Here is a 247-nt window from a genome sequence, read left to right on the forward strand (position 1 = left end):
GTGATGTAACACTAACTGTTTCTATTTACTTTATTTATTCTTCTGCCTCTAAAAATTCGACTTGCTTTGCTGGAACGAATGTAGAAATTGCGTGTTTGTAAATGAGATGCTGTTTACTTTCAGCATCTACTAATAATACTGTAAAGTTATCATAGGATTTCACAGTTCCTTTTAACTGGAACCCGTTTAACAGAAACACAGTTACAAAAACACTGTTTTTACGTAGATGGTTCAAAAACGTATCTTG

1 protein-coding gene is annotated in these 247 nt (G+C 32.8%); it reads right to left on the reverse strand.

Going from position 1 to position 247, the window contains the following annotated elements:
- Positions 1–34: 34 nt before the first annotated feature.
- A partial coding sequence (gene hfq, locus SB660_RS22840) for an RNA chaperone Hfq (RefSeq protein WP_410584805.1) occupies positions 35–247 on the reverse strand: 213 nt, incomplete at its 5' end.

It is taken from the genome of Bacillus sp. SIMBA_005 (assembly GCF_046535585.1).
In the GTDB taxonomy this organism is placed as follows: Bacteria; Bacillota; Bacilli; order Bacillales; family Bacillaceae; genus Bacillus; species Bacillus pumilus.